Annotated in this window: 28 protein-coding genes; 14 read left to right on the forward strand and 14 right to left on the reverse strand. The window is 64.8% G+C overall.

Annotated elements, in window-relative coordinates:
- Positions 1-7 precede the first annotated feature (7 nt).
- The 3 genes from FOA17_RS03755 to FOA17_RS03765 all read left to right on the forward strand — a co-directional run bounded on the left by FOA17_RS03755 (position 8) and on the right by FOA17_RS03765 (position 2,403).
- The gene (locus tag FOA17_RS03755) at positions 8-340 is read left to right on the forward strand and encodes a DUF1491 family protein (protein ID WP_149140146.1); all 333 of its coding nucleotides are present in this window, start codon (positions 8-10) and stop codon (positions 338-340) included.
- Positions 341-389: 49 nt separating this feature from the next.
- Positions 390-1,124: a DNA repair protein RecO gene (gene recO / locus FOA17_RS03760; RefSeq protein ID WP_149140147.1), complete on the forward strand. Its 735-nt coding sequence runs from the start codon at positions 390-392 to the stop codon at positions 1,122-1,124.
- 61 nt (positions 1,125-1,185) lie between these two features.
- Complete coding sequence (locus tag FOA17_RS03765) at positions 1,186-2,403, forward strand: MFS transporter (RefSeq protein WP_149140148.1); 1,218 nt, start codon at positions 1,186-1,188, stop codon at positions 2,401-2,403.
- Between the two features lie 41 nt (positions 2,404-2,444).
- On the opposite strand, the gene FOA17_RS03770 is transcribed toward FOA17_RS03765, so the two are convergent.
- Entirely contained in the window at positions 2,445-4,109 is a 1,665-nt protein-coding gene (locus FOA17_RS03770) for an acyl-CoA dehydrogenase family protein (RefSeq protein WP_149140149.1), read from the reverse strand.
- Positions 4,110-4,321: 212 nt separating this feature from the next.
- A complete protein-coding gene (locus FOA17_RS03775; protein ID WP_149140150.1) occupies positions 4,322-5,920 on the reverse strand; it encodes a phosphoenolpyruvate carboxykinase in 1,599 nt (532 codons plus the stop codon).
- A gap of 364 nt (positions 5,921-6,284) precedes the next feature.
- Between FOA17_RS03775 and FOA17_RS03780 the strand changes: the two genes are divergently transcribed.
- From FOA17_RS03780 to FOA17_RS03810, 7 genes are read left to right on the forward strand one after another with little or no spacing between them, the layout of a single operon-like run.
- Positions 6,285-6,986 carry a response regulator transcription factor gene (locus FOA17_RS03780; RefSeq protein WP_149140151.1) on the forward strand — a complete coding sequence of 234 codons (702 nt, stop codon included), beginning with the start codon at positions 6,285-6,287 and terminating at the stop codon, positions 6,984-6,986.
- 9 nt (positions 6,987-6,995) lie between these two features.
- Positions 6,996-8,684 carry a sensor histidine kinase gene (locus tag FOA17_RS03785; RefSeq protein WP_149140152.1) on the forward strand — a complete coding sequence of 563 codons (1,689 nt, stop codon included), beginning with the start codon at positions 6,996-6,998 and terminating at the stop codon, positions 8,682-8,684.
- Between the two features lie 3 nt (positions 8,685-8,687).
- Positions 8,688-9,125: an HPr kinase/phosphorylase gene (locus FOA17_RS03790; protein WP_203232262.1), complete on the forward strand. Its 438-nt coding sequence runs from the start codon at positions 8,688-8,690 to the stop codon at positions 9,123-9,125.
- 14 nt (positions 9,126-9,139) lie between these two features.
- Positions 9,140-10,048, forward strand: coding sequence for an RNase adapter RapZ (gene rapZ, locus FOA17_RS03795; RefSeq protein WP_149140153.1), 909 nt, complete (start codon positions 9,140-9,142; stop codon positions 10,046-10,048).
- Positions 10,049-10,055: 7 nt separating this feature from the next.
- The gene (locus FOA17_RS03800; protein ID WP_149140154.1) at positions 10,056-10,475 is read left to right on the forward strand and encodes a PTS sugar transporter subunit IIA; all 420 of its coding nucleotides are present in this window, start codon (positions 10,056-10,058) and stop codon (positions 10,473-10,475) included.
- Positions 10,472-10,741 carry an HPr family phosphocarrier protein gene (locus FOA17_RS03805; protein ID WP_149140155.1) on the forward strand — a complete coding sequence of 90 codons (270 nt, stop codon included), beginning with the start codon at positions 10,472-10,474 and terminating at the stop codon, positions 10,739-10,741. The genes FOA17_RS03800 and FOA17_RS03805 overlap by 4 nt, the downstream gene beginning before the upstream one ends.
- A 10-nt stretch (positions 10,742-10,751) precedes the next feature.
- Positions 10,752-11,603, forward strand: coding sequence for a lysophospholipid acyltransferase family protein (locus FOA17_RS03810; protein ID WP_420841680.1), 852 nt, complete (start codon positions 10,752-10,754; stop codon positions 11,601-11,603).
- 3 nt (positions 11,604-11,606) lie between these two features.
- Here the strand turns inward: FOA17_RS03810 and FOA17_RS03815 are convergent, their stop codons facing one another.
- Positions 11,607-12,482: a 3-hydroxybutyryl-CoA dehydrogenase gene (locus tag FOA17_RS03815; RefSeq protein ID WP_149140156.1), complete on the reverse strand. Its 876-nt coding sequence runs from the start codon at positions 12,480-12,482 to the stop codon at positions 11,607-11,609.
- Between the two features lie 169 nt (positions 12,483-12,651).
- Here FOA17_RS03815 and FOA17_RS03820 point away from each other — a divergent pair, with 169 nt between their 5' ends.
- Positions 12,652-13,470, forward strand: coding sequence for a DUF6473 family protein (locus tag FOA17_RS03820; RefSeq protein ID WP_149140626.1), 819 nt, complete (start codon positions 12,652-12,654; stop codon positions 13,468-13,470).
- A gap of 50 nt (positions 13,471-13,520) precedes the next feature.
- Here FOA17_RS03820 and FOA17_RS03825 read toward each other — a convergent pair whose 3' ends face one another.
- The 6 genes from FOA17_RS03825 to FOA17_RS03850 form a co-directional block, all read right to left on the reverse strand.
- On the reverse strand, positions 13,521-14,447 hold the full coding sequence (locus FOA17_RS03825; protein ID WP_149140157.1) for an electron transfer flavoprotein subunit alpha/FixB family protein: 927 nt from the start codon (positions 14,445-14,447) through the stop codon (positions 13,521-13,523).
- On the reverse strand, positions 14,447-15,208 hold the full coding sequence (locus FOA17_RS03830) for an electron transfer flavoprotein subunit beta/FixA family protein (RefSeq protein WP_149140158.1): 762 nt from the start codon (positions 15,206-15,208) through the stop codon (positions 14,447-14,449). Before FOA17_RS03830 ends, FOA17_RS03825 begins: the two co-directional genes overlap by 1 nt.
- 138 nt (positions 15,209-15,346) lie before the next feature.
- Positions 15,347-15,925, reverse strand: coding sequence for a cob(I)yrinic acid a,c-diamide adenosyltransferase (locus tag FOA17_RS03835; protein ID WP_149140159.1), 579 nt, complete (start codon positions 15,923-15,925; stop codon positions 15,347-15,349).
- Positions 15,925-16,137: a twin transmembrane helix small protein gene (locus tag FOA17_RS03840; protein WP_149140160.1), complete on the reverse strand. Its 213-nt coding sequence runs from the start codon at positions 16,135-16,137 to the stop codon at positions 15,925-15,927. The genes FOA17_RS03835 and FOA17_RS03840 overlap by 1 nt, the downstream gene beginning before the upstream one ends.
- A 69-nt stretch (positions 16,138-16,206) precedes the next feature.
- A complete protein-coding gene (locus tag FOA17_RS03845) occupies positions 16,207-17,040 on the reverse strand; it encodes an SDR family NAD(P)-dependent oxidoreductase (RefSeq protein WP_149140161.1) in 834 nt (277 codons plus the stop codon).
- Between the two features lie 50 nt (positions 17,041-17,090).
- Positions 17,091-17,543, reverse strand: coding sequence for an SH3 domain-containing protein (locus FOA17_RS03850; protein ID WP_162528161.1), 453 nt, complete (start codon positions 17,541-17,543; stop codon positions 17,091-17,093).
- Here FOA17_RS03850 and FOA17_RS19695 point away from each other — a divergent pair.
- From FOA17_RS19695 to FOA17_RS20285, 3 genes are read left to right on the forward strand one after another with little or no spacing between them, the layout of a single operon-like run.
- Positions 17,542-17,691, forward strand: a complete 150-nt coding sequence (locus FOA17_RS19695; protein WP_162528162.1) for a hypothetical protein — start codon at positions 17,542-17,544, stop codon at positions 17,689-17,691. The genes FOA17_RS03850 and FOA17_RS19695 overlap by 2 nt on opposite strands.
- Positions 17,688-19,994: a DNA topoisomerase IV subunit A gene (gene parC / locus FOA17_RS03855; protein WP_149140163.1), complete on the forward strand. Its 2,307-nt coding sequence runs from the start codon at positions 17,688-17,690 to the stop codon at positions 19,992-19,994. The genes FOA17_RS19695 and parC overlap by 4 nt, the downstream gene beginning before the upstream one ends.
- A 59-nt stretch (positions 19,995-20,053) precedes the next feature.
- A complete protein-coding gene (locus tag FOA17_RS20285) occupies positions 20,054-20,974 on the forward strand; it encodes a calcium-binding protein (RefSeq protein ID WP_149140164.1) in 921 nt (306 codons plus the stop codon).
- A gap of 34 nt (positions 20,975-21,008) precedes the next feature.
- Here FOA17_RS20285 and pheS read toward each other — a convergent pair whose 3' ends face one another.
- From pheS to FOA17_RS03885, 5 genes are all read right to left on the reverse strand, one after another.
- Positions 21,009-22,088, reverse strand: a complete 1,080-nt coding sequence (gene pheS / locus FOA17_RS03865; protein WP_149140165.1) for a phenylalanine--tRNA ligase subunit alpha — start codon at positions 22,086-22,088, stop codon at positions 21,009-21,011.
- A gap of 95 nt (positions 22,089-22,183) precedes the next feature.
- On the reverse strand, positions 22,184-23,596 hold the full coding sequence (locus FOA17_RS03870; RefSeq protein ID WP_149140166.1) for an alanine/glycine:cation symporter family protein: 1,413 nt from the start codon (positions 23,594-23,596) through the stop codon (positions 22,184-22,186).
- A 185-nt stretch (positions 23,597-23,781) separates the two neighbouring features.
- Entirely contained in the window at positions 23,782-24,147 is a 366-nt protein-coding gene (gene rplT / locus FOA17_RS03875; RefSeq protein WP_149140167.1) for a 50S ribosomal protein L20, read from the reverse strand.
- A gap of 12 nt (positions 24,148-24,159) precedes the next feature.
- Complete coding sequence (rpmI, locus tag FOA17_RS03880; RefSeq protein WP_149140168.1) at positions 24,160-24,360, reverse strand: 50S ribosomal protein L35; 201 nt, start codon at positions 24,358-24,360, stop codon at positions 24,160-24,162.
- Positions 24,361-24,478: 118 nt separating this feature from the next.
- Entirely contained in the window at positions 24,479-24,706 is a 228-nt protein-coding gene (locus FOA17_RS03885) for a hypothetical protein (protein WP_338029098.1), read from the reverse strand.
- Between the last annotated feature and the right edge of the window lie 19 nt (positions 24,707-24,725).

A 24,725-nucleotide genomic window follows, 5' to 3' on the forward strand; every position in this document is an offset into this window, starting at 1 on the left:
CCGGGCCATGGGCGCGCGTCTGGCCAGTGGCGTCTGGGTCTCGGCATATCTGACCCGGCTACGGCTGGCCGATATTCCGGTCTATGTGACGGCGCGGGGCGACGATCAGGCGGGCGCCGTGGTGGTGAAATGCGCCCTGCTGGATGGACGCGCGCGCGCCTATCAGCGCAGCTATGATTTTCAGGCCGATGCAAGGGTCTGGATGGTTCTGGCCGAGGGGCCGGAACCCGAGGTCGATGCCGCGATCGACCGCGCGCGGCGGTCCGATCCCGACCTCTGGGTGATCGAGATCGAGGATCGCGCGGGCCGCACCCTGCTGGATGAAGATGGGCTGCGTTAGGGCTTCCTTCATGGCTTGCCGCCAGATTGCCGTCATCGGATAGTGCGGCATGGAGTGGACGGATGAAGGCACGCTGATCGCCTCGCGCCCGTTCGGCGAGACATCGGCAATCATCGAGGTATTCACGGCGCTGCACGGGCGCCATGCGGGCGTGGTGCGGGGCGGCGCCTCGCGCAAGGTGGCGGCTGTGCTGCAACCGGGCAGCCAGGTTGCAGTGGCCTGGCGGGCGCGGCTGGACGATCATCTGGGCGTCTTCACCGTCGAACCCCTGCGCAGCCGCGCGGTATTGATGGGCGATCCGCTGGCTTTGGCCGGCTTGAACGCGGTCTGCGCCATGCTGCGCTTCGCCCTGGCGGAGCGGGAGGCACATCCAGACCTTTACCGACGCACGCAGGCGCTTCTGGCGGGGATGGAGGGGGCGGACTGGCCGCCCGACTATCTGCGATGGGAACTGGCGCTGCTGGAGGATCTGGGCTTCGGGCTGGATCTGTCGCGCTGCGCGGTGACGGGGGCGCGTGACGATCTGGCCTTTGTCAGCCCGAAAACCGGGCGGGCGGTCAGCCGGCAGGGCGCGGGCGACTGGGCCGCGCGGCTGTTTCCCTTGCCGCAAGGGATGCTGGGACAGGGTCCGCTGACGGGGCAGGAACTGCGCGAGGGCCTTGCGATTACCGGGCATTTCCTCGGGCGGGAACTGGCGCAGCTGGATCCGGGCCTGCCGCTGCCCGAGGCGCGGGCGCGGCTGATCGACCGGCTGAACCGGCGGGATCGACCCGAACCGACATGAAATGTCGATCCTGACGCAGACCGGCGGCGTGACTTGTCGCCAAATGCGGGCGGAGACGCTGATGGCCACCAGATACATACCGCTGTTCTTGCAGCATTCGCCTACGCCGAGGATCCAGTCCTTTGCGACGCTTGCCGGATTGGAGGCCGCAGTGCGCGGCGTGCTGATCTCGGTCATGCCACTGACCATGTATGACGCGCTGCGCGATGCGGCGACGGTCAGCCAGGTCTATTTCCTGGTCGGGTTGGCCTCGCTCTGCTGGGGTTTGCTGGTGCCCTGGCTGACCCGCTATATCCCGCGCCGCTGGATGTATACGCTGGGTTGCTGCCTTTATCTGCTGGCGATGGCGCTGGCCTGGTTCGGCCCGCCGCTGCTGATGCCGGTCGCGCTGCTGTCGATGGTGCTGGCGACGGCGACCTGCTTTGTCTGTTTCAACGCCTATGTGCTGGATTATGTCGCCCGCGCCGATCTGGGCCGCACGCAGAGCCTCCAGATGTTTTACGCCGCTGCACCCTGGGCGATCGGGCCGATGACCGGGGTCTGGTTGCGCGGCCTCTGGGCGCCGTTGCCCTTTGTCGTCGCGGCGCTGTTCGCGCTGCTGCTGCTGACAACCTTCTGGGTGCTGCGGCTGGGCAATGGCAAGCAGATCCAGCGCGCGCGCGGCCCCGCGATCAACCCGCTGGCCTATCTGGGGCGTTTCCTGCGCCAGCCCCGGCTGATCGCGGGCTGGATGTTCGCGGTGGTGCGCAGCTGCGGCTGGTGGGTCTATATCGTCTACCTGCCGATCTTTTGCATCGAGGCCGGGTTGGGCGACAAGGTGGGGGGCTTTGCCCTGTCGGTGTCGAATGCGACACTGTTCCTGACGCCCGTCCTGTTGCGGCTGGTCTATCGCCATTCGGTGCGGCGCGTGGTGCGCGGGGCGATGGCCTGGTGCATGGTGCTGTTTTGCGCCGCCGCCGCGCTGTCAGCCCTGCCCTGGCTGACCGTCGCCTGCCTGATGCTGGCCTCGGTCGGGCTGATCATGCTTGATACTGCGGGCGGGCTGCCCTTCATGATGTCGGTCAAGCCGTCGGAACGGGTGGAGATGGCGGCGGTCTATTCGAGTTTTCGCGACGTGTCGGGCATTCTCACCCCCGGCGTCGCCTGGAGCGTGCTGCTGGTCGCGCCGATCGCCGCGGTGTTTCTGGCGAGCGGCCTGGGCTTTGTCGCGGCATTCGTGGTGGCGGGGCGATTGCATCCCCGCCTCGGGGTGGCGCGGCCATCCCGGGGCGGGGCCTGAGGTCTGCCGGGGGCCATCCGGCAGACCGCTCTCAACAGGGGTCAGTCCAGCAGGCGGCGGGCGATGACCTGCGCCTGAATTTCGGCCGCCCCCTCAAAGATATTGAGAATGCGGGCGTCGCAGAGGATGCGGCTGATGCGATATTCCAGCGCAAAGCCGTTGCCGCCATGGATTTGCAGCGCGTTGTCGGCGCAGGCCCAGGCGACGCGGGCGCCCAGCAGCTTGGCCATGCCGGCCTCCAGATCACAGCGCTTGTCATGATCCTTTTGCCAGGCGCTGAAATAGGTCAGCTGGCGCGCGATCATGATCTCCACCGCCATCATCGCCAGCTTGGAGGCGATGCGCGGAAATTCGATCAGCGATTTGCCGAATTGCTTGCGATCCTCGGCATAGCCCATGCCGGTTTCCAGCGCCGATTGCGCCACGCCGATGGCGCGGGCGCCGGTCTGGATGCGGGCGCTTTCAAAGGTCTGCATCAGCTGTTTGAAGCCCTGACCGGCGACGCCGCCCAGCAGGTTGGCGCCCTTCACCTTGAACCCGTCAAAGCCCAGTTCGTATTCCTTCATGCCGCGATAGCCCAGCACCTCGATCTCGCCGCCGGTCATGCCGGGGGTCGGGAAGGGAACCTCATCGGTGCCCGGGGTCTTTTCGGCCAGGAACATCGACAGGCCGCGCCAGTCTGTCGTGTCGGGGTCGGTGCGCGCCAGCAGCGTCATGACATGGGTCCGCGCGGCATGGGTGATCCAGGTCTTGTTGCCCGTCACCTCCCAATCGTCGCCGACCTTGACCGCGCGGGTGCGCAGGCTGCCTAGATCGGAGCCGGTATTCGGCTCGGTGAAGACGGCGGTCGGAAGGATCTCGCCGCTGGCCAGCTTGGGCAGCCATTCGGCCTTTTGCTCGGGCGTGCCGCCGCACAGGATCAGTTCCGCGGCGATCTCGCTGCGGGTGCCCAGGCTGCCGACGCCGATATAGCCGCGCGACAGCTCCTCGCTCACCACCACCATCGAGGCTTTGGACAGGCCGAAGCCACCGAATTCCTCGGGGATGGTCAGGCCGAACACGCCCATTTCCGACAGCGACTCGATGATCTCCATCGGGATCAGCTCGTCCTTCAGGTGCCAGTCATGCGCGAAGGGGATTACCCGCTCATCGGCAAAGCGGCGGAACTGGTCGCGGATCATCTCCAGCTCTTCGTCGAGCCCGGTGGCGCCAAAGGTCGCGCGGCCGTGATTATCCCGCATCAGTGCCACGAGCGCTGCACGCGCGGCGGGGCTGTTGCCCTGTGCAATCAGCGTGGCGGCGGCGGGGCCGGGGGTCCAGCTCTGGTCAAGATCCGCAAGGCGCGCAGTTTCGTTCTGCGACATCGGGATGCCGCCGGCGATCTGCGCCAGATATTCGCCAAAGCCGATCTGAAGGATCAGCGCCTCCATCGCGCCCAGATTGCCCTGTTCGGCCAGCCGACCGGCCCAGGCGTTCAGTTGGCGCAGCGCCTCGGTATAGGTTGCCAGCCAGCTCAGCGCATGGGCAGCATATTGCTCGGTCTCCAGTGCGGCGCCGGAGATCTTGCCATTGGTCGAGACCCGCGCGCGCAGCGCCTCGCGCCCGGCAACGAACAGCGCCTCGACTTCGGGCAGGGCGGCGGCGGTAAGGGCGGTGAGGTCCGGCAAAACGGGCGAAGCGGGCGCGGTCTGTCCATCATGCGGCATGGCGATTCCTCGAATTCTGCGGTTGCGAGATTGGTAATCCCTTCGCAGTTGCAGCGCAAGAAAAATTCAATTTCGCGCCGTCAACCTACAAGATTATGTCCTGTCAATGGATTCTCCTGTCTTCCCCATAGGCAAAAGGCCCCGGACAATGCCGGGGCCTTTCTTCAGTTCCAAATATTCCGGGCCTCTGGCGGCAGAACCCCCGCTGCGGCTCAGCCGATCGCGGCGGCCTTCACATCGGCGTCGATGAAGGGCACATATTGGCCGAAATTGTCGGCGAACATGGTGACCAGCTTTTGTGCCTGCGCGTCATAGGCGGCCTTGTCGGCCCAGGTGTCGCGCGGGTTCAGCAGGGTCGCATCGACGCCCGGCACCGAAACCGGCACTTCAAAGCCGAAATTCGGATCCTTGCGGAACTCGACCTTCGACAGCGACCCGTCCAGGGCGGCGGTCAGCAGCGCGCGGGTCGCCTTGATCGGCATCCGCTTGCCCACGCCATGCTTGCCGCCGGTCCAGCCGGTATTCACCAGCCAGCATTCGGCGCCGGTCGCGGCGATCTTTTCCTGCAACAGCTTGCCATAGACCTCGGGGCGGCGCGGCATGAAGGGCGCGCCAAAGCAGGTGGAGAAGGTCGGCGTCGGCTCGGTCACGCCGCGCTCGGTGCCCGGGGTCTTGGAGGTGAAGCCGGACAGGAAGTGATACATCGCCTGCGCCGGGCTCAGCCGCGCGATCGGCGGCAGCACGCCAAAGGCGTCGCAGGTCAGCATGATCACATTCTTCGGCTCGCCGCCCAGCCCGTTTTCCGAGGCATTGGAGATGTAATCGAGCGGGTAGGCGCAGCGCATGTTCTGCGTCAGGCTTGCATCGTCGAAATCCAGCTCCAGCGTCTCGGGATCGTAGACCATGTTCTCGATCACGGTGCCGAATTTGGAGGTGGTGCCATAGATCTCCGGCTCGGCCTCGGCCGACAGGTTGATCGTCTTGGCGTAGCAGCCGCCTTCAAAGTTGAAGATGCCCTTGTCGGACCAGCCATGTTCGTCATCGCCGATCAGGATGCGCGACGGGTCGGCCGAGAGCGTGGTCTTGCCGGTGCCCGACAGGCCGAAGAACACCGCGGCGTCCGCCGGGTTGCCGATGGCATGGTTGGCCGAGCAGTGCATCGCCATGACGCCCTTGCCGGGCAGGATGTAGTTCAGCAGCGTGAAGACCGATTTCTTGTTCTCGCCCGCATATTGGGTATTGGCGATCAGGATCAGCTTCTTGTCGAAATTGAGCGCGATCACCGTTTCCGTGCGGCAGCCATGCCGGGCCGGATCGGCCTTGAAGCTGGGGCAGTTGATGATGGTGAATTCCGGGGCAAAGCTGTCCAGTTCCTCGCGGGCCGGGCGGCGCAGCAGGTGGCGGATGAACAGCCCGTGCCAGGCCAGCTCCGTGATCACGCGCACGTCGAGGCGGTGTTCCGCATCGGCGCCGGCATAGAGATCCTGCACGAAATAATCGCGGCCCTTCATATGGGCCAGCATGTCGCCATGCAGCCGGTCGAAGGCGTCGGCCTCCATCGGGGCGTTGTTTTCCCACCAGATCGTGTTTTCCACCGCGGGGGTGCGGACCACGAACTTGTCCTTGGGAGAGCGGCCGGTAAATTGCCCGGTCGTGCAGAGGAAGGCGCCACCGCGCCCGAGGCGCCCTTCGCCGCGCTGCACCGCCGCCTCCACCAGCGACGGTTCGATCAGGTTGTAATAGACGTTGCCCAGTCCGCTGATGCCCTGGGTTTCGAGGGTTTGGCGGGGGTTCACGCGTCCATGCGTCATGTGCTTGCTCTCCGGTGCCGCGTCTGGCGCGGCGTCTTTCGGTTCAAGTCGGCAGTCGGGGCCAGTTGACTACCGGTCGCGCTCCGGACGACGGAGCCGACACGGGCGCTATACCACGTCGCTTTCGGGAAAGAATAGCGACCTTTTTGTCAGTTAGCGCAACCAGAGAGGCATTTAGCGCAATCATCTTGCGCGGCCCCTTTGTCGGGCCCGCGAGGTGAGACAAATTAGCCATTCCTTGAGGAATTTTGCGTCTCATGGAACGGCGGGCGGGGGTGATTCGCAGTTTGCTGTTGATTCTTGCAGGAGGAAAACCGACTATGTCTAAAAAAGCACAATAAGAGCAGCACAGGAAAAGCAGGACATGTCCAGGATCGCCCTCGTGGACGACGACAGGAATATCCTGACGTCGGTATCAATGACTCTTGAGGCCGAAGGCTTCGAGGTTGACACCTATAATGACGGCCAGTCGGCGCTTGATGCGTTCAACCGGCGCCTGCCCGACATGGCGGTGCTGGATATCAAGATGCCGCGGATGGATGGCATGGATCTGCTGCAACGCCTGCGGCAAAAGACCAGCATGCCGGTGATCTTCCTGACCTCGAAGGATGACGAGATCGACGAGGTTCTGGGCCTGCGGATGGGCGCTGACGACTACGTCAAGAAGCCGTTCAGCCAGCGCCTGCTGGTGGAGCGTATCCGCGCCCTGCTGCGCCGGCAGGAGGCGATGGTTTCCGGCGAAACCGCCGTCACCGAAGAAACCAAGATCATGGAGCGTGGCCATCTGCGGATGGATCCGCTGCGGCATGCCGTGGCCTGGAAGGGCGCCGATGTCTCGCTCACCGTGACCGAATTCCTGCTGTTGCAGGCCTTGGCGCAGCGCCCTGGCATCGTGAAAAGCCGCGATCAGCTGATGGATGTGGCCTATGACGATCAGGTCTATGTCGATGATCGCACGATCGACAGCCATATCAAGCGGTTGCGCAAGAAGATGCGGACGGCCGACCCCGATTTCTCGGCCATCGAAACGCTTTATGGCATCGGCTATCGCTACAACGAAGAATAAGTGCCCCCGATGACCCTGGCGCAACGCATCAGGACCGAAGGTGCCCAACCCGTCCGCAAGGGCGAGGTGGTGCTGGGTGAGGATTGGGTCAGCCCCGAGGCGCTGGCCGAACAGGAATTGCGCGCGGGCAAGTCGCGGCGCGGTCTGGTCGCGCTGAACCATTCGCCGCTGGCGCGCAAGATCGTGATCTTCAACATGATGGCGATCGTCGTCATGGTGGCCGGGGTGCTGTTTCTCAACCCGTTTCGCGACAGCCTGGTCATCCAGCGTGAACAGGGCCTGGTGACCGAGGCAGAGCTGGTCGCCGGGATCTTCGAGGCGCGGCTGGCCGGGGCAGAAGGCATGACCGATGCGCCGGCGATCCTGAACCATGCAGCGCTTGGCCCGGGGGTGGAACTGCGGGTCTATGATGCCACGGGGCAGATGGTTGCCGCAGGGCGCGGCAATGCCCGACCCAGCCTGCAACGCGAACGCTCCACCCTGATCACCGATTTCCTGAACGCGATCTGGGAGGGGGTTTCGGGTCTGCTTTCGGGCGGCGAAACGCCCGGTAACGGGCCTGACGCGGCGCTGTTGGCGCGTGATCTGCTGCCCGCCGCGCAGGCGGGCGAGACGGCTGCGACGACCGACCGCACGCCCGAGGGGGGCACGGTGTTTTCCGTCGCGACCCCGATCCATGTCGGCGGTGCGGTGGTCGGCGTGGTCGCCATGACCTCGGCCGAGGGGGAGATCGACCGCCTGGTGCGCTATGAGCGCGAGCAGGTATTGCAGATGTTCGTCATCGCATTGCTGGTGTCGATCGGTCTCAGCCTCGTGCTGGCCTCGACCATTGCCAACCCGCTTTCCGATCTGGCCGCCGCGGCGGAGCTGGGCCGTGACCGCGACGCCCGCAAGATGGCACCGGGCCGGGTGCGTATCCCCGACCTGACCGCCCGCCCCGACGAGATCGGCCGCCTGTCGGTCGCCATGCGCGGCATGGTGGCAGCGCTCTATGACCGGATCGACGCGAATGAACAATTCGCCGCCGACGTGTCGCATGAAATCAAGAACCCGCTCGCCTCGCTGCGCTCTGCCGTCGCCTCGCTGCATCTGGCCAAGCGTGACGACCAACGCAGCCGCCTGCTGGAGGTGATCGACCATGACGTGCGCCGGCTGGACCGTCTGGTCAGCGATATCTCCAACGCCTCACGTCTGGACAGCGAATTGGTGAAGGAGGAGGAAGAAGAGTTCAACCTGCTGAAAACCATCGCCAATCTGACCGAATATCTGGGTCAGCAGGCGGGGGAGAAGGGGGTGGAATTCATCACCGACCTGCCGCAGGAGCCGATCATGATCCGCGGGCTGGAAGGCCGGCTGGCGCAGGTTTTCGTGAACCTCATCACCAATGCGATCTCGTTCTGCGAAGAGGGCGATGCCGTGCGCGTCTGGGCGCGGCGCCGCGACAATCGCGTGCTGGTCGTGGTGGAGGATACGGGCCCCGGCATCCCCGAACAGGCGCTGACCAAGGTGTTCAAGCGCTTCTATTCCGAGCGGCCACAGGGCGATTTCGGTAATCATTCCGGGCTCGGCCTTGCGATTTCCAAGCAGATCATCGAGGCGCATGGCGGCGTGATCTGGGCCGAGAACATCCGTCCGACCCAGGCCGACATCACGTCGGAGCCGCTGGGCGCGCGCTTTGTCGTCGGTCTGCCGGTCTGAGCGGTGGTCAGCGCAGCCCCCGAGGCGCCGGAACTGCATCACGCCTCTTGCGTGGCGCTGCACGGGCGGGGGCTGTTGATTACCGGCGCGTCGGGGGCGGGCAAGTCGGGGCTGGCGCTGCGGCTGATGGCGCTTGGCGCGCAACTCGTGGCCGATGATCAGGTGTGGCTTCATCGTGCCGGGCGCGCGCTGCACGCCCGCTGCCCTGATCGGATCGCCGGTTTGATCGAGGCGCGGGGGGTCGGGCTGTTGCGCGCCGATCACCTGCCTGAGGTGCCGCTCGCGCTTGTCGTGGATCTGGACCGTCCGGAGCCTGATCGCCTGCCCCCGCGTCGCGAGATCGTGCTGCTGGGATGCCCGTTGCCCCTTGTCCTTGGCCGGGATGCGCATCATCTTGCGCCTGCGCTGCTGCAATATCTGCGCGCCGGACGCGCCGCTTGACGATGAAGGATGCAATGCCCCCCGCCCGTGACCCCTCGGCCGAACATGAACTGGTGCTGGTCACCGGGCCTTCGGGCGCTGGTCGCTCCACCGCCATTCAGGCCCTGGAGGATCTGGGTTTCGAGGCGATCGACAATCTGCCGCTAAGCCTGGTGCCGCGGCTGATCGACGGTCCGCCGCTGGACCGGCCCGTCGCGCTTGGCCTCGATGTGCGCAACCGTGAATTCAACGCGACCGCGCTGATCGAACTGGTGGACCGGCTGACCCGCGACCAGCGCGTGCATCTGTCGCTGTTGTTTCTGGATTGCGGCGTGAACGAGCTGATCCGGCGCTATGGCGAGACGCGGCGGCGTCATCCGCTGGCGCCTGGCGAGACGCCGGCCGATGGCATCGCGCGCGAAATCGACCTTCTGGCGCCGATCCGCGTGCGCGCCGACCACTTGATCGACACGACCGACATGTCGCCGCATGACCTGCGCCGTGAATTGGGCGACCGGTTTGGCCATGACGGTGCGCCCGGGCTCGCGGTTTCGGTGCAGAGCTTCAGCTACAAGCGGGGGGTGCCGCGCGGGCTGGACATGATCTTTGACTGCCGCTTTCTGAACAATCCGCATTGGGTGGCTGAGTTGCGACCGCTCGACGGGCGCGATGCGGCGGTGGCGGCCTATGTGACGGCTGATTCCCGGTTCCCGGAATTCTCGCAAAGGCTGCGTGAGCTTTTGCTCTTTCTCCTTCCGGCGCATCTGGCCGAAGGCAAGTCGCATCTTGCCATCGGCTTTGGATGCACCGGCGGGCAACACCGCTCGGTTGCTGTCGCAGAAATCATGGGCAATGCGCTTGCAGAAGCCGGCTGGTCGGTGTCAAAACGTCACAGGGAACTGGAACGCAGGCTGACCGCCGGTCGGCCTATTGCAGCTGGGTGATCTGGGCTTGATCGGGATTGTGATCGTTGCGCATGGCGGTTTGGCGAAGGAATACCTCGCCGCGGTGGAGCATGTCGTGGGCCCGCAGGATGCGATGAGCGCGATTTCCATCGAGGATGACCACGATCGCGGCCGCAAATCGGCCGAGATCTCGGCCGCCGCCGATGCGGTGGATCGGGGCGAGGGCGTGGTTGTGGTGACCGACATGTTCGGCGGCTCGCCCTCCAACCTGTCGCTGCCGGCCTGCACCGCGCGCAATCGCCGCATTCTTTACGGGGCGAACCTGCCCATGCTGATCAAACTGACCAAGTCGCGCGAACTTCCGCTGGCCGAAGCGGTCGGCCTCGCACTGGACGCCGGTCGCAAGTATATCAACAGCCTTGATCTGGGCGGCGACGTTCCGCCCGGCGAGGGAGAGCTGAAATGACCAACCGGCAACTGAAGATCGTCAACGAAAAGGGCCTGCATGCGCGGGCCTCGGCCAAGTTCGTCGAATGTGTCGAGGGGTTCGATGCCCAGGCCGAGGTGAGCAAGGACGGCATGACGGTCTCGGGCGATTCCATCATGGGGCTGCTCATGTTGGGCGCGTCGCGCGGGACGTTCATCGACATCACGACCATGGGCAGCCAGGCCGCCGATCTGGCCGACGCGCTGGAGCGTCTGGTGGCCAATCGCTTTGGTGAAGATCAGTAAGGCGCCGATCGTGACCAGCGACAGACCCGCCACCGTGCCCGAGCGCCAATATGACATGCGGCGCCTGTCTTATGCCGGCACCTTTACCAACCCTTTCAAGGCCGGCACCATTCGCGCGATCGAATGGCTGACGGCCAAGGTCACGCTGCTGCGGCTGATCCGCCAGTTCGAGGCATCGGGTGCGCCGTTCGGGGCGCCGTTCTGGCCCAAGGCGATCCGCACGATGGGGATCGACATCCAGACCCCGCCGGCCGAAATCGCGCGCATTCCCGCGACCGGGCCGGTGGTGGTGGTGGCGAACCATCCGCATGGGCTGGTCGATGGCATGGTCATGGCCGAAATGGTCGCGCGGGTGCGGCCCGATTTCAAGATCCTGACCCGCTCGCTCCTGACCGGCATCCCCGAGATCGAGGAATTCATGATCCCGGTGCCGTTCCCGCATGAGGAAAATGCGCGCGAACTGGGGTTGGAGATGCGGAATCAGACCATGGCGCATCTGAAGCAGGGCGGCTTGATCATCCTGTTCCCCGCCGGCAAGGTCGCGGTGGCCGAGGGGTGGTTCGGCCCGGCGGTGGAGCCGGAATGGAACCCCTTTACCCACAAGATGATCATGCGGTCGGGCGCGACGGTGGTGCCGATCCACTTCACCGGGCAGAACAGCCGCGCCTATCAGATCGCGGACAAGCTGTCGGCGACACTGCGGCAGGGGCTTTTGCTTTATGAAATCAAGCGCGCCTTGTTCAAGCCGCAGCGCCCCTTCATCGGTGAGCCGATCCTGCCCGAGGCGCTGAAGCCATGGGAGGGCAACCCGCGTGGCTTCCTCGCCTGGATCCGGGAACACACCCTCGCGCTTGGCCGCTGAGGCTCAGCGCGTCGGCACCGGGGTTTCGCCGCGATAGTCGTAAAAGCCACGGCCCGCCTTGCGGCCCAGCCAGCCGGCTTCGACATATTTGGTGAGCAGCGGGCAGGGGCGATATTTGGTATCGGCCAGCCCGTCATACAGCACATTCATGATCGCGAGACAGGTGTCGAGCCCGATGAAATCCGCAAGCTCCAGCGGACCCATCGGGTGATTGGCGCCCAGCTTCATCGATTCGTCGATGCTTTTCACCGAACCGACGCCCTCATACAGCGTATAGACCGCCTCGTTGATCATCGGAATCAGGATGCGGTTCACGATGAAGGCCGGAAAATCTTCGGCGCTGGCGGCGGTCTTGCCAAGATTGCGCACCACCTCATGCAGCGCCTCATAGGTGGGCTGGTCGGTCGCGATGCCGCGGATCAGTTCCACCAACTGCATCACCGGCACCGGGTTCATGAAGTGGAAACCCATGAACTTTTCCGGCCGGTCGGTGCGCGAGGCCAGCCGCGTGATCGAGATCGACGAGGTGTTGGAGGTCAGGATCGTTGTCGGTTTCAGATGCGGCAGCAGCGCGTCAAAGATCTTCTGCTTGACGGGTTCGTTCTCGGTCGCGGCCTCGATCACCAGATCGGTCTGGCCGAGATCGGGCAGGTTGAGCGTGGTGCGGATGCGGCCAAGCGCGGTCGCCTTTTCTTCGGCGCTGATCTTGCCGCGGCTGACCTGACGTTCCAGATTCTTGTCGATGGTGCCGATGGCCTTGACGAGACTGTCTTCGTTCAGGTCGTTCAGCAGCACATCATAGCCCGCCAGCGCGAAGACATGCGCGATGCCGTTGCCCATCTGCCCTGCGCCGATGACGCCCACCGTCTCGATTGCCATGCGTTTTCTCCACACTGTCCGCGTCAGAGTATGCGGCGCGGGGGCGAAAGCGCAAGGGTGGAAAACGCCGTGTCAAATACCGGAAATTTGAGGGAAATGCCGTATTTAGCGATTTGGAAAGGGGTTGGGCGCAAGCTGGGCATGGGTGAGATGAAATTGGGTGGGTATGATGGCCTATGTCTATCAGGGCGGGGTCGCCCTGGATTATGCGCCATGTCGATATGGCGCGTCGCGCGCGGTCTTTCGCGGACCGGCGCGCGATCTGGAAAAGCCCTATGTCGCGGTCCTCGGCGGGATCGAGACCTATGGGAAATTCGTGCCGGAGCCGTTTCCGGCGCTGTTGGAGGCGAAGGGCTGTTGCCAGGTGGTCAATCTGGGCGCGGTCAATGCCGGCCCCGACCTGTTTCTGGAGGATAGCGCGCTGCGCGGGATTGTCGCGGGCGCAGAGGCTGTGGTCGTTCAGGTGATGGGCGCGCAGAATCTGTCGAACCGGTTCTACCGCGTGCATCGGCGGCGGAATGACCGATTTCTGGGTGCCACAGCGGCTTTGCGGCAGCTGTTCCCCGAGGTTGATTTCACCGATTTCAGCTTTACGCGCCATATGTTGCAGGCCTTGCAGCGCAGCTCGGCTGAGCGGTTCGAGGAGGTGGCGACCGAGCTGCGCAATGTCTGGTTGCGACGGATGGCGGCTTTGCTGGCGCTTGCGCCGGACCGGACGGTGCTGCTGTATTTTGCGGGCCATCGGCCACCGCGGGCCGGACGGGCCGCTGATCTGCATCGCGATCCGCTGCTGGTGGATGCGGAGATGATCCTGCAACTGCGTCCGCAGGTGCGTTCTTATCAGGAGGTGATCGCCACCGATGATCCGGTGCAGGCGCTTCTGGTTCCCGATCTGGAGCGCACGGCAGCGCTGTCCTTGCCCGGTCGTGCGGCGCATGCCGAGGTTGCGGCACGGTTGCAAATGGCCCTGAGCCAGATGTTGAAATGAAAAGACCCGCGCGGTGGCGCGGGTCTGATTTTTCTGGTGTCTTTGTTTGCTCAGACCTTCTGGGTCATCTCGGGGACGGCCTGGAAGAGGTCTGCCACGAGGCCGTAATCGGCGATCTGGAAGATGGGGGCCTCTTCGTCCTTGTTGATGGCGACGATGACCTTGCTGTCCTTCATGCCGGCGAGGTGCTGGATGGCGCCCGAAATGCCGATGGCGACATAGAGCGCGGGGGCCACGACCTTGCCGGTCTGGCCGACCTGCCAGTCATTCGGCGCAAAGCCCGAATCCACCGCCGCGCGCGACGCGCCGACGGCGGCGCCCAGCTTGTCGGCCAGTGCCTCGATCAGCGCGAAGTCGGCCTCGGAGCCCACGCCACGGCCGCCCGACACGACGATCTTCGCCGAGGTCAGTTCCGGGCGGTCCGACGCCGCCACCTTGTCTTCCACCCAGGACGACAGCCCCTCGGCCGTCGCGCCGGTCACCTTTTCCAACGCGGCCGCACCGCCCGTGCCCGCCGCCGCAAAGGCCGCCGTGCGCACGGTGAACACCTTCACCTTGTCGCCCGACTTCACCGTCTGGATCGCGTTCCCGGCATAGATTGGCCGTTCAAAGGTTTCGGAATCGATAACGGCCGTCACATCCGACAGCACCATCACATCCAGAAGCGCCGCCACACGCGGCAGCACATTCTTGGCCGCCGCCGTCGCCGGGGCGCAGATATGGGTGTAGCTACTGGCCAGACCCACAACCAGTGCCGCCGTCGCCTCGGCCATGCCGTGACAATAATCGTGCCCGTCGGCGAACAGAACCTTGCTCACACCCGCAAGACCCGCCGCTTCGGCCGCCGCCGCATCGCCGCCCTGACCCGCCACAAGGACGTGGATTTCGCCAAGACCGGCCACCGCCGTCAACGTTTTCGCAACCGAATCGGTGGCAAGCTGACCACCATTCACATCGGCCAGAAGGAGAACAGCCATCACAGAACCCCCGCTTCGTCTTTCAGTTTCGCAATCAGCTCGTCCACCGAGGCGACCTTCACGCCCGCCTTCCGCCCGGCAGGCTCGCTGGTCTTCACTACGGTCAGACGCGGGGTGACATCGACGCCATAATCGGCGGCGGTCTTCTCCTCCAGCGGCTTCTTCTTGGCCTTCATGATGTTCGGAAGCGAGGCATAGCGCGGCTCGTTCAGCCGCAGATCCACCGTCACAACCGCAGGCAGCTTCACCGTGATGGTCTGAAGCCCGCCATCCACCTCGCGCGTCACCGTCGCGCTGTCGCCCGCGACCGAGAGCTCGCTGGCAAAGGTCGCCTGGGACCAGCCCAGCAGCGCCGACAGCATCTGCCCGGTCGCGTTCATGTCATTGTCGATCGCCTGCTTGCCGGCCAGAACCAGCCCGGGCGCCTCGGCCCCAACCACCGCCGCCAGAAGCTTCGCCACCGCAAGGGGTTCGATATCCGTATGCACGTCCGACGCAGCCTCGATCAGGATCGCACGGTCCGCACCCATCGCAAGCGCCGTCCGCAGCGTCTCTTGCGCCTGTTTCACGCCGATCGAGACAACCACGATCTCCGACGCCACACCCTTTTCCTTCAGACGGATCGCTTCTTCCACCGCAATCTCGTCAAACGGGTTCATCGACATCTTCACATTCGCAAGATCGACACCGCTACCGTCCGCCTTCACGCGAACCTTAACGTTGTAGTCAATCACGCGTTTGACAGGTACCAATACCTTCATCGGCGGCAATCTCCCAGGTTTCGGCCCGGTCAGGGGCCCGTCCAAGCTCTCCGCTGCGTTGTTAGCCCGGGGGGGAGTGCAAAAACAATCCAAAAGCGACGCGCCGCGGCGTCGCGACGCCGCGTTATTAACGCAGCGTCATGTGTCCCGGGTCAGCCCGGGAACCCAGAGAACATCCGCCTTGCCCGCATCGTTGGCGATGCGGCTGGCGACAAACAGCCAATCCGACAGGCGATTCAGATACTTGATCGCCTCGGGGTTCACATCCTCGGTCGTGGCGAGGTGCACGGTCTCGCGTTCGGCGCGGCGGGCGACGGTGCGCGACAGATGCAGATGGGCGGCCAGCGCCGACCCGCCGGGCAGGATGAAGCTGCGCAGGGGCGTGAGATGGCTGTTCATGGCGTCGATTTCAGCCTCCAGCCGGTCCACCTGCGCGGAAATCATGCGCAAGGGCGGGTATTTGGCCTCTGCATCCTGGTCGCGGTCAGGGGTGCAGAGGTCGGCGCCCAGATCGAAGAGATCATTCTGGATGCGCGCGATCGCGGCGGCCAGATCGCCCTCGGCATGCAGCCGCGCAAGGCCAAGCGTGGCGTTCACCTCGTCCACCGTTCCATAGGCAGTCACCCGGGCGGAGAATTTGGGCACGCGCGCGCCATTGCCAAGCGCGGTATCGCCCTTGTCACCGGTGCGGGTATAGATCTTTGACAGGACAACCATCACTGCCCCCCCTTGCTGCGCAGCCAGGCGAAGATGACGATCAGAATCACCGCCACCGCCTGCCCGATGATGCGATAACGCATCAGGCGATTGGCGTGGCGGCGGTTGAATTCGCCCCCCTTGCCGAAGGCGCCGATGCCGATGGTCAGGATGATGACGACGACAAGGCAGGCCAGGGCGGCCAGGAGGAACAGCGGATCTTGCAGGAGCATGGGCACCCTTTCCTGTAGCTGCCCGAGACATAGCGCTTTGGCCACGAAAGGCGAGAGGGAATTGCCTTTTCAGGCCCGCGCGATCAGCCAGTCAAGCGCGGGGGTGGGCAGGATGCGCCGCGCCAGACCCATCAGCTGTGTCGCGCGGGTGATGTGATAGCGGCCGCGCGGGCGCGGGCTTTCAAGCGCGTGGATCAGCTTGGCGGTGACGGCGGAACAGGGCAGTTCGAACAGGTCTGGCCCCTGTTTGGGTTCATAAAGACGATGCAGCAGCGCGCGATATTCTGCGGCGCGGGCCGAATTTTCCCAGTCGATCCAGCGTTCGAAATGCGGGATGGAGTTTTCGCGGATTCGGGTCGGGATCGGGCCGGGTTCCAGCAGGCAGACATGGATGCCGGTGCCCCGCATCTCGACCCGCAGCACATCGGTCAGGCCCTCGAGCGCGAATTTCGTACTGACATAGGCCGCGCGCCAGCGCATGCCGACCAGCCCCAGCACCGAGGAGCAATTGACGATCCGGCCGCCGCCCTGCGCCCGCATGACCGGGATCACCCGGCGCGTCAGGTCGTGGCAGCCGAACAGGTTGACCTCGAAAATCTCGCGCAGGGCGCCGCGCGGCAGGTCTTCGGCGGCGCCGGGGCAGGCAAAGGCGCCGTTGTTATACAGCGCCTCAAGCCGGCCGCCGCTGCGGTGCAGCGCCTCGTCCAGGGCGGTGGCGATGCTGTCCTCATCGGCGTAATCGAGGCGAAAGCTCTCCAGTCCCTCGGCGCGCAGGCGGTCGCAATCGGCCTCTTGCCGGCAGGTGGCAAAGACGCGCCAGCCCCGGGCATGCAGGGTGCGGGCGGCATCGAGGCCGATGCCGGAGGAACATCCGGTGATCAGGACGTGGCGGGGGGCGGTCATGGGCTGCTCCGGTTTTCTGTCGGGATAGGCGCAAAACCGCGAGGGTGCAATCAGGGTGCGCTGTCTGACAGGAAGTCGCCCGAGACAAAGCCGGTCATCCCGTCGCCTTCAAGAATAATGCGCGCCCAACCGTTTTCCTCGGTCCAGAGCAGGCGCGCGGCCTCCCCCCGGCTCAGCTTGCCGACCACCGGGAATTCGGTCGAGGGCCCCTCGCGGACATTCACCGAGCTGGCGGTGATGTAGCGGATTTCGGCCTCGGTCTCGGCAGGGGCAGGCGCGTCGCTCAGCGCCTCGACCACCGCGGCGTCGCTGCGCACCAGCGGCAGGACCAGCGGCACGACGGGGCCGGTGGGGGCGGGTGCCTCGCTGATATAGCTGGCCTGCACGACCATCGGCTCGGCGGCCGGTGCGGCCGCGGGGGTGGCGGCCACGCGCCGCGGCGCATCCTCCCCGCCCCAGAGCGCGAGAACCACAAAGATGGCGGCACAGAGAAGAAGCAGCATGCGTATCATGACAGGCCCTGAATCACTCGAAACTGTGATCTTTTATCACGAAAGTTTAACCGCCGAGGTGGAAAAAGGTTCCCGAATTCCCCGCTTCGGGAAATCCGGCTGGACCGGCGCAGGACCAGAGATTACACAACATCCATGACCGAAGAACCCGCCGTCCCCCAGATCGAGCCCGCAACCCATTCGGAGCCGCTGCGCCGTGCCATCGGTGAGCGCTATCTGACCTATGCGCTGTCCACCATCATGCACCGCGCGCTGCCCGATGCGCGCGACGGGCTGAAGCCGGTGCATCGGCGCATCATGTATGCGATGCGCGAGCTGCGGCTGTCACCGACCGGGGGCTTCCGCAAATCGGCCAAGATCTCGGGCGATGTGATGGGCAACTATCACCCGCATGGCGATGCCGCGATCTATGACGCCATGGCGCGTCTGGCTCAGGACTTCGCGGTGCGCTACCCGCTGGTGGACGGGCAGGGGAATTTTGGCAATATCGACGGCGACAACCCCGCCGCCAGCCGCTACACCGAGGCGCGGCTGACCCATATCGCGGAATTGCTGATGGAGGGGCTGACCGAGAACGCGGTCGATTTCCGCCCCAATTACGACGGCACGCTGGAAGAACCCGTGGTGATGCCGGCGGCGTTTCCCAACCTGTTGGCCAATGGCTCCAGCGGGATCGCGGTCGGCATGGCGACGAATATCCCGCCGCACAACCTGCATGAACTGATCGACGCCTGTCAGGCGATGATCCAGGATCCCGAGGTCACGGACGAGGAACTGGTCAAGCTGGTGCCCGGCCCCGATTTCCCGACCGGCGGCGTGATCGTGGAGCCGCGCGAGAACATTCTGGAGGCCTATCGCACCGGCCGCGGCGCCTTTCGTCTGCGGTCGCGCTGGTCGGTGGAGGATCTGGGCCGCGGTCAATGGCAGATCGTCGTCACCGAGATCCCCTATCAGGTGCAGAAATCCAAGCTGATCGAGCGTCTGGCCGAGGTGATCCAGACCAAGAAGGTGCCGGCGCTGGCCGATGTGCGCGACGAAAGCGCCGAGGATGTGCGCATCGTGCTGGAACCGCGCGCCCGCACGATCGACCCCGACATGCTGATGGGGATGCTGTTCAAGAACTCCGATCTGGAGATTCGCTTCAGCCTGAACATGAACGTGCTGATCGACGGCAAGGTGCCCAAGGTCTGTTCGCTGAAAGAGGTGCTGCGGGCCTTTCTCGATCATCGCCGCGATGTTCTGGGCCGCCGCACCCGCCACCGGATCGAAAAGATCGAACACCGGCTGGAGATCCTCGACGGGTTCATCCTGACCTTCCTGAACCTCGACCGGGTGATCGACATCATCCGCTACGACACCGACCCCAAGGCCGCCCTGATGGCCGAGGTCTGGGGCAAGAAGCACAAGCGCGCCCTGTCGGAGGAGGATTACGTTCCGCCCAAGCCCGGCAAGGGCGAATTGTCCGAGGTGCAGGCCGAGGCGATCCTGAACATGCGGCTGCGCAGCCTGCGCAAGCTGGAGGAGCTGGAGCTGATCGCGGAGCGCGACGAGCTGCGCGCGGAGCGTGAGGATCTGCTGGCGCTGATGGGCGATGCGGGGCTGCAATGGGCGCGGATCGGCCGCGATCTGGCCGAGGTGCAGGGCCAGTTCGGCAAGGCGACCGTCATCGGCAAGCGCCGCACCGATTTTGCGGACATGGCCGATGTGGAGGAAGTGCCGCTGGAAGCCATGATCGAGCGCGAGCCGATCACCGTGATCTGTTCCCGCATGGGCTGGATCCGCGCGATGAAAGGGCATCAGCCGCTGGATACCGATGTGAAGTTCAAGGATGGCGATGAGGGGCGCTTCATCTTCCATGCCGAAACCACCGACCGGATTCTGGTCGTGGGGGCGAACGGGCGGTTCTACACGCTGCTGGGCGCCAACCTGCCCGGCGGGCGCGGCATGGGTGAACCGGTGCGCCTGATGATCGACCTGCCCAACGATGCCGAGATCACCGATATGCTGATCTGGCGCGCCGGCGAAAAGCTGCTGGTCGCCTCGACCGCGGGCGACGGCTTTGTCGTGCCTTCGGAGGAGGTCGTGGCGCAGACCCGCGCGGGCAAACAGGTGCTGACCTTCCGCGAAGGGGTCAGGACCGCGCTGTGCCGCCGCGTCAGCGGCGATCACGTCGCCGTGGTCGGCGAGAACCGCAAGCTTCTGGTCTTTCCGGTGGCGGAACTGCCGGAAATGGCCAAGGGCAAGGGCGTGCGCTTGCAGAAATACAAGGATGGCGGCCTGTCGGACGCCACGACCTTTACCCTTGCCAATGGCCTGTCCTGGAAAGACCCGGCCGGGCGCACCCGGCTGGAAACCGACCTGGCGCAATGGCAAGGGGCCCGGGCCGGGGCGGGGGCCATGGCGCCGCGCGGCTTTCCGCGCGACAACCGCTTTACCGATTGACGCCAGCCGTGACCGCGGCGTGCGTTCCTGTTCAACTGTATGAAAGATAAGGTAATTATATGTCTGTCATCAAATTTGCACGCGGCGTGGATGGGGTCGAAATGGTTTCGACTTCGGCCTTTTCGGAACTTTTCGACTTTGACATCGTCACCTCAAGCAGCACGCGGCTCGCCTTTCGGGACGAGGGCGATGTGGTCACCTTTTTCGGCTCGGGGTTGAGCTACAGCTTTTCCGGCGGGGTGCTGACCGGCGTCACGGCGGGCACGGTCAGCCGCATCACCATCACCTTCAACGGCGCCACCATGCTGGACTGGAGCAAGCTGTCCGTTGGCGCCCCCGATCTGGCCAACGCGGTGTTCCAGAGCAACTGGACGCTGCTGAACCGGCTGATGCTGGGCGGGAATGACCAGATCAGTGCGACCGATGGCACCGACCGGGTGAATGCCTTTGCCGGCGCCGATCTGGTGCGCGGCTATGCCGGGTCGGACACGATCAGCGGCGGCGCGGGCAATGACACGCTTTTTGGCGGGCTGGGGCAGGATCGGCTGAACGGCGATACCGGCAATGACCGGCTGCTGGGCGAGGCGGGGGCCGACAGCATCAATGGCGGCGGCGGGGCCGATGTGCTGATTGGCGGCACCGGGATCGACACGCTGGCCGGCGGCGCCGGGGCCGATATCTTTGTCTTTGTCGCGCGCGGCAGCACGAATCGCGATGTGATCAAGGATTTCGACGCGCGTGCCGATGCGCTGCATTTCGACAATGACGCCTTCACCGGCTTTGCCTATACCGGCGCGCTGCGCAAGGCGCAGTTCGTCACCGGCACTGCGGCACAGGATGCCGGCGACCGGTTGATCTATCAGCAATCCACCGGGCGGCTCTGGTATGATGCCGATGGCACCGGGGCGGCGTCCAAGATGCTGGTCGCCGACCTGCGCGATGGCGCGGCACTGACAGCGGCCGATATCTTCATCATCTGAAATGGAAAAGGGCGCCCGCGGGCGCCCTTTCGCATCAGCGGCTCAGGCCACCTGCCAGATCGGGCAGGTCAAGCGCGGCAAAGCCGTAATGGCGCAGCCAGCGCAGATCGGCCTCGAAGAAGGCGCGCAGGTCGGGGATGCCGTATTTCAGCATGGCGATGCGGTCGATGCCCATGCCAAAGGCAAAGCCCTGCCATTGATCCGGGTTCACCCCGGCGGCGGCCAACACCTTGGGATGCACCATGCCGGAACCGAGGATCTCCATCCACTTGTCGCCCTCGCCGATCTTCAACTGGCCGCCGACATTGGAATAGCGGATATCCACCTCGGCCGAGGGTTCGGTAAAGGGGAAGTGGCTGGCGCGGAAGCGCAGCTCCACCTTGTCCACCTCAAAGAACGCGCGGCAGAATTCCTCCAGCGTCCATTTCAGGTTGGCCATGGAAATATCGCGGTCGATCGCCAGCCCCTCGACCTGATGGAACATCGGGGTATGGGTCTGGTCCATGTCCATGCGATAGACGCGGCCCGGCGCGATGACGCGGATCGGGGCACCCTGTTCGGTCATGGCGCGGATCTGCACCGGGCTGGTATGGGTGCGCAGCACATGCGGCGGGCGGGCGTCGCCCTCGGCGCGGTGCATGAAGAAGGTGTCATGTTCCTGCCGCGCCGGATGTTCGGGCGGGATGTTCAGCGCGTCGAAATTATACCAGTCGCTTTCGACCTGCGGGCCTTCGGCCACCGCAAAGCCCATATCGGCAAAGATCGCGGTCAGTTCATCCATCACCTGCGAAACCGGGTGGATGGTGCCCATGCGGCGGGGCCGGCCGGGCAGCGTGACATCCAGCCATTCGGATTTCAGACGCTCGTCCAGGGCCGCATCGGCCAGCGCCACCTTGCGGGCGCGCAGCGCGGCGTCGATCTCGTCCTTGACCACGTTCATCGCGGCGCCGGCGGCCTTGCGGGCCTCGGGCTCCATCTTGCCCAGCGTCGCCATCAGCGCGGAAATCTCGCCTTTCTTGCCCAGGGCGGCGATCCGCACCTCTTCCAGTGCGCTCTCGTCGGCGGCCTTGGCCACGGCCTCGATATACTTGCCACGCAGTTCGGTCAGTTCCATCTCGCGCCTCCGGTCGTCTGGTCCCGGTAGCTAGCCGCGCGGGGGCGGATTTGCAAGCGCAGAGGGGGGGCAGGGGGCCCGAAGGCCCCCCGCGGTCATTTCCAGATTTCCGCCTCGACACCCTTGGCCAGGCCCGGATGCTGCGCAATGTGGAAGTGCGGCAGCTTGCCGGCCTTGCGCTGTGCGACATAATCGCGGGTCAGCGTGACGACGATACCCGAAAGCGCGACGATGGCGATCAGGTTGATCGTGGCCATCAGCCCCATCGAGGCATCGGCAAAGTCAAAGACCGTCGCCACGGCCTGCAAGGCGCCCCAGATCACCATCAGCAGCACAAGGCTGCGCAACCCGGTGATCGGGCCGCGTTTGCCCAGACCCAGAAAGTCCATCGCGCTTTCGCAATAGGCGTAATTGCCGATGATCGAGGTGAAGGCGAAGAAGAAGATCGCGATCGCCACGAAGGTCGCGCCGAAGCTGCCGAAGTGATGGGTCAGCGCCGCCTGGGTCAGTGCGGTGCCGGTGACGCCATTGGTCGGGTCCAGCACGCCCGAAAGCAGGATCATGATCGCGGTCGCCGTGCAGACCAGCAGCGTGTCGATAAAGACGCCAAGCGCCTGCACGAAGCCCTGGCTGGACGGGTGGTGCGGGTCGGGGCTGGCGGTGGCCGCGATATTGGGCGCCGAGCCCATGCCGGCCTCGTTCGAGAAAAGGCCGCGCTTGATGCCGTTCAGCGCCGCCGCGGCGATGCCGCCCGCCACGCCCCCCGCCGCAGGACCAAAGCCGAAGGCGCTGGCAAATATCGTGGCTAGAACGCCCGGCACGGCGGCGATATTGGTCAGCAGCACCCAGATTGCCAGCAGCAGATAGGCGCCGGCCATGAAGGGCACGACATATTCCGCGACGCGGGCGATCTGGCGGATACCGCCAAAGATCACGATGCCGGTCAGCACAGCAAGGCCGAGGCCGGTCGCCAGCTTCGGCACGCCGAAGGCGCCCTGGAACGCATCGGCGATGGAATTGGCCTGCACGGCGTTGAAGACCAGCCCGAAGGACAGGATCAGACAGACCGAAAAGATGGCACCCAGCCAGGGCAGGCCCAGGCCGCGCGCGATGTAGAAGGCCGGGCCGCCGCGATAGATGCCGCCCTCGCCATGGGTCTTGTAAAGCTGGGCCAGCGTGCTTTCGGCATAGGCGGTCGCCATGCCGACCAGCGCCACCATCCACATCCAGAAAATCGCGCCCGGCCCGCCCAGATACAGCGCGACCGCGACGCCCGCGATATTGCCGGTGCCCACGCGCGAGGCGAGGCTGACCGTCAGCGCCTGAAATGGCGAGATCCCGGCACGATCCTGCGCGCCAGAGCCGATCACGCAGCGGAACATTTCGGGGAAGTGGCGAAACTGCACAAAGCCAAGGCGGATGGTGAAATAGGCGCCGACGGCCAGCAGCCCGTATATGAGGACATAGCCCCAGAAGATTGTGTTCAGAAATCCGATCAGTGCTGTCATGCCTTGTCCCTCTGGCTGGCGGATCGGGCAGGGCCAATGCAGCGATCCATGAGGCTCTCAACCCTGCGATGCATCGAAACGACGGTCAGGGCAAAGGGAAAGTGCATGTTTGCGATAACATCGGGCCTGGACAAAGCAAAAGGCCCCGCCGAAGCGGGGCCTTTGGGCAGTTCGTGCCTGACGGATCAGGCGGCCAGCGCGGCCTTGGCCTGCGCGGCGATGGCGTTGAACGCCTCGGGCTCGTGTACGGCCAGGTCGGCCAGAACCTTGCGGTCCACCTCGATGCCGGCTTTCGCCAGACCGTTGATGAAACGCGAATAGGTCAGTTCCAGGTCGAACAGACGCACGGCCGCGTTGATCCGCTGGATCCACAGGGCGCGGAAGTTGCGCTTGCGGGTCTTGCGGTCGCGGGTGGCGTATTGGTTCGCCTTGTCCACCGCCTGCGTGGCGGTGCGGAAATTGGTCGAGCGGGCGGCATAGTAGCCTTTCGCCTGCTTGATCACCTTGCGGTGACGGGCGTGGGTCACCTTACCGGATTTGACGCGGGACATGTTTCAGGCTCCTCAGCGGTCGTAGGGCATGTATTTCTTGACGATCTTCGCGTCGCTTTCGCACAGGATCATCGCACCCGATGCGTCGCGGACGAATTTCGTCGTGCGCTTGATCATGCCGTGACGCTTGCCCGCCGGGCCGGCCTTCACACGACCGGAAGCCGTGAAGCTGAAACGCTTCTTGGCTGCCGATTTGGTCTTCATCTTGGGCATTTCCATCTCCTCGTTGAGGGTGAACGCGCGACTCGGCAATGCCACACCGGCCGGTCGCGCGGGGATAGAGCGGGCCGTATAGGGCCGCTTTGGGAAAAGTGCAAGCCCGGTTCAGGGCCTAGAGGCGGATATTCCCGATCACCCGGTAGAAGGCATTGGGAATATCGCGCAATTCATAGCCGCCGGGCTTTTTCTGATAGGCGATGGCCACAAGGCCCACGCCGATCATGGCGACGATGGCGGCGGCCCGGGGCGCGCGGGAATCGATGATGGCCGACAACACCGAAGGCACGGCCAATCCGCACAGGATGATGCCGAAGACCAGATAGAGATCGGTATTCACCACGCGCCCCCCGCTTGCCCCG

The organism is Gemmobacter caeruleus, from assembly GCF_008271655.1.
Classification (GTDB): domain Bacteria; phylum Pseudomonadota; class Alphaproteobacteria; order Rhodobacterales; family Rhodobacteraceae; genus Gemmobacter; species Gemmobacter caeruleus.